Below are 3,211 nucleotides of genomic sequence, written 5' to 3'. Positions count from 1 at the left end.
TCGTTGTAGAACATGCGAACGATGATCCCGAAGAAGACCGATATCGACGGCACGCTAGGATCCGGTCAGCCGTCTGCCCTGGCCCCTACCGTCCAGCGGACCTGAGCCACCCGGCAACGCTCCGCTTGACCCGACGGTGAGAAACAGTCCGACCTGTCTTCAGCTCACGGAGACCCCGGTCGACGCGCTTCCGGAAATACAGCTGTCGCGGGGTCGTCTTCATGTCACGCCCTCCTGCGCGGCTCAAGACTCGCCTCGATCATTGTACAGGCGAGTGCCGTAGAGCATCATCGGGTCGCCCTCTCCTTGGTGTTCATGCGCTTCACGCGTTGTCACCTCTCGCGAGCGCCTGGGCCCGCCGGATCATGTCGAGGAGCCCCTCGGTCGTGTCGAGCTCGGCGAGCCGGTCGATCTCGACCCAGCGCACGTCGGCCGCGTCGCTGCCCGGCGTGACGCGCGTGGCTTCCGGAAACGCGAGGTAGTCCACCAGCACGTAATGATAACGGATGCGCCCGGCCTCGTCCCGGATGACCCGGTCCACCACGCCCGCGACGTCTGCCACCTTGATCCGGACGCCGCACTCCTCGGCGACCTCGCGCGCCACCGCCTCGCGCGTCGTCTCGCCGAGATGGACGAGCCCGCCGGGCAGGCTCCACTTGCCGAGCGCCGGCGGCTTGCCGCGCTTGACGAGCAGCACGCGGTTCTCGTGGAGGACGACGGCGCCGACGCCGACGCGCGGGTGGTCCGGGTACTCGCGGCTCACGCGGGGCCGCGGAGCCACTCGTCGGTGGCGTACTTCTCCCTGACGAGCCGGGCGACGGCCGCGGTCTCGTCGGCGCTGAGCCCGTCGGGCCGGAGGTCGAGCCCGTGCTCGCGCGCGAAGGCGTCGCCGAGCGCCGCCGCCACGTCGTCGAACTTCGGACTGTGGCCGAGCGCCGCCTCGAGCGTCGTCAGCGACGCGAGCGGATCGCGCGTCGTCGGAAAGACCTCGCGGACCCGCGGCAGGTCGATCCCGAGCAGGACGGAGCCGTGCTGGAGGAACGCGCTCCCGTAGCGCCGTTGGGCGCTGCCGACGACCTTGCGACCGGCGAGCTCGATCTCGCAGCTCCCCGTCCGCGCGAAGCAGAAGGCGGGCGTGGGCCCCTCGCGCACGGCACCGATCATCTCGACGGGAGCACCGAGCGCCCGGAGCCCCGAGACCAGCGCGCGCCCGATCCACTGGTAGCTGTGGAGCAGGTCGCGAGCGCCGCCGCCGATGTCTTCCGCGCGAGCGACTACGCTGTACGTCAGCTCGCGCTCGGGGCCGTCGTGGTAGATCGCGCTGCCGCCCGTCGGGCGCCTGACGAGCCCGACGCCGAGCCGCGCGCACGCGGCGACGTCCACGTGGCCGTCGAGAGGCTGGCCGTAGCCGAGGGAGACGGTGGGCGGCGCCCAGGCGAAGAAGCGGATGGTCGGGGGCGACGTCCCCGCGCGGCGCCCGAGCCAGAGCGCTTCGTCCACCGCCATGTTGGTGGCGCCGTCCGCCGGCTCGGTCACGAGCAGGCGCCAGGGCCGCTCCGTCATGGCCCTAGCATCGCACGGGACTACGGCCGACGCTTCTCCCTCACCCTACGCGGCTGCTGGTTTCACCTCGCGGGCGAGGCGCTCCATGGCGCGCACCATCGCGGGCACGCCGGCCCGCGGCAGGTCGAACGTCATCCAGCCGGCGCCCAGGCCCTGCACCCGGCGGATGTCGGACGCCACCTCCGCCACCGAGCCCTGAAACGCCGCGCGGCCGGCGCCCTTCGGCGAGTCCGTGAGGTCGAGGAGATTGCGCGGCGCGAGACCGACCGCATCGCGCCGGCCGCGCTGGGCGGCGAGGTCACGCAGCGTCGCGAAGCCTTTCTCGATGTCATCGAGGCTCAGCGCCAACGGGTGCCAGGCGTCGCCCAGCTCGGCGCAACGGCGCACCGCGGGTGCTGACACGCCGCCGGGCGAGCCACCGACCCAGATCGGCGGGTGCGGCCGCTGCACGGGGCGGGGCGAGAACGTGGCGCCGGCGAAGCTCACGTACCCGCCCTTGTACTCCGGAACGTCGCTGGCCCAGGCCGCCTTGATCGCCCGGAGATAGTCGTCGCTCAGGCGCCCGCGCTCGCGGAACGGCAAGCGCAGGTCCACGAACTCCGGCTCGTCCCAGCCTACGCCGACGCCGAAGATGAAGCGCCCGCCCGATGCTTGGTCAACGGTCGCGGCCGCCTTGGCCGCCACGAGGGCGTTCCGGTACGGGAGCACGATGACACTCGCTCCGAGGCGGATGCGCTGCGTGCGACCCGCGAGATAGGCCAGGAGCGAAAACGGGTCCGGCCAGTGGCCGCCATAATGCTGGGTGGTGGCGGGCTTGGCGAGGATGTGATCGGGGACGAACACGCCATCGAGGCCCAGCTGCTCCGCGCGCGTCGTCAACGACTCCGCTTCGGCGACCGTGAGCTGCCAGATCGGAAGCACGACTCCGTAGTTCATGAGACCCTCCCTGACTGCGCTAGGGATCCTGGATACCATACCGAGCGACAGACGTCCTCGCCGCGCCGCTGCAGCTCGGCGATCGCGGCCTTCCATCGGCGCCAGTCCCCGGCCATGCTCATCAGCTCCTCGCGCGATTTCCTCTTCCAGCCCGTCGGTCGATGAAGAAGCCCACACGAGCGCGGGCGCCGCGACGATCAGGATGACCAGCGAGGATGAGTACGGGAGACTCTATCGTCGACATGTGTAACCCATGTCCCCGGACTCTTTTGTTACCTATCTCCCCGACCGTTCAAAGTAGGTGCGCATAAAGATCATCGACCGTGCCACAGCTTCGGCGCGACGGGTCCTTGAAGTACCCAACGAGTTCGTTGAACTGGTGGCCCCAGAGTTCCACGTGGTAGTCCGTCGCACACTCGCGTCGAGGAGCCGCGGGGCGAAGGCAGGTCCAAATGAAGCCGAGCATGTCATCGCCAAAGATCGCCGGCCTTTGATTGCGCGATGAGTTACGCGTCTGATCGGGCGAGAAGAGAACGAATCGCAGCAGCCCGGGCAGACCCCCAACGGAGAAGGAGGGGAAATCAGGCGCCTTCGCGAGACTCTGCGGTCTTAGCACCGCCATGATCTCTGGAATCCGCGCCTCAATTTCCTTGTTGGAGAATGCTCCTAGGCGATACAGGACCTTCCGAATTGCATCGGGTCTCTCACGAAA

The 3,211-nt window shown here is 69.2% G+C and carries 4 protein-coding genes; all 4 read right to left on the bottom strand.

All coding sequences use genetic code 11. The features are described 5' to 3' along the window. Positions 1–322 precede the first annotated feature (322 nt). The gene (locus VKG64_06935) at positions 323–763 is read right to left on the bottom strand and encodes an NUDIX hydrolase (protein ID HKB24774.1); all 441 of its coding nucleotides are present in this window, start codon (positions 761–763) and stop codon (positions 323–325) included. Beyond that, positions 760–1,563, bottom strand: a complete 804-nt coding sequence (locus VKG64_06930; protein HKB24773.1) for a biotin/lipoate A/B protein ligase family protein — start codon at positions 1,561–1,563, stop codon at positions 760–762. Before VKG64_06930 ends, VKG64_06935 begins: the two co-directional genes overlap by 4 nt. Before the next feature lie 45 nt (positions 1,564–1,608). Next, on the bottom strand, positions 1,609–2,499 hold the full coding sequence (locus tag VKG64_06925) for a TIGR03619 family F420-dependent LLM class oxidoreductase (GenBank protein ID HKB24772.1): 891 nt from the start codon (positions 2,497–2,499) through the stop codon (positions 1,609–1,611). Between the two features lie 292 nt (positions 2,500–2,791). After that, positions 2,792–3,211: hypothetical protein (locus tag VKG64_06920; GenBank protein ID HKB24771.1), on the bottom strand; the 420-nt coding region annotated here is incomplete at its 5' end.

This window comes from Candidatus Methylomirabilota bacterium (genome assembly GCA_035260325.1).
Lineage (GTDB): Bacteria > Methylomirabilota > Methylomirabilia > Rokubacteriales > CSP1-6 > AR19.
This window is presented reverse-complemented; position numbering and strand designations above follow the sequence as displayed.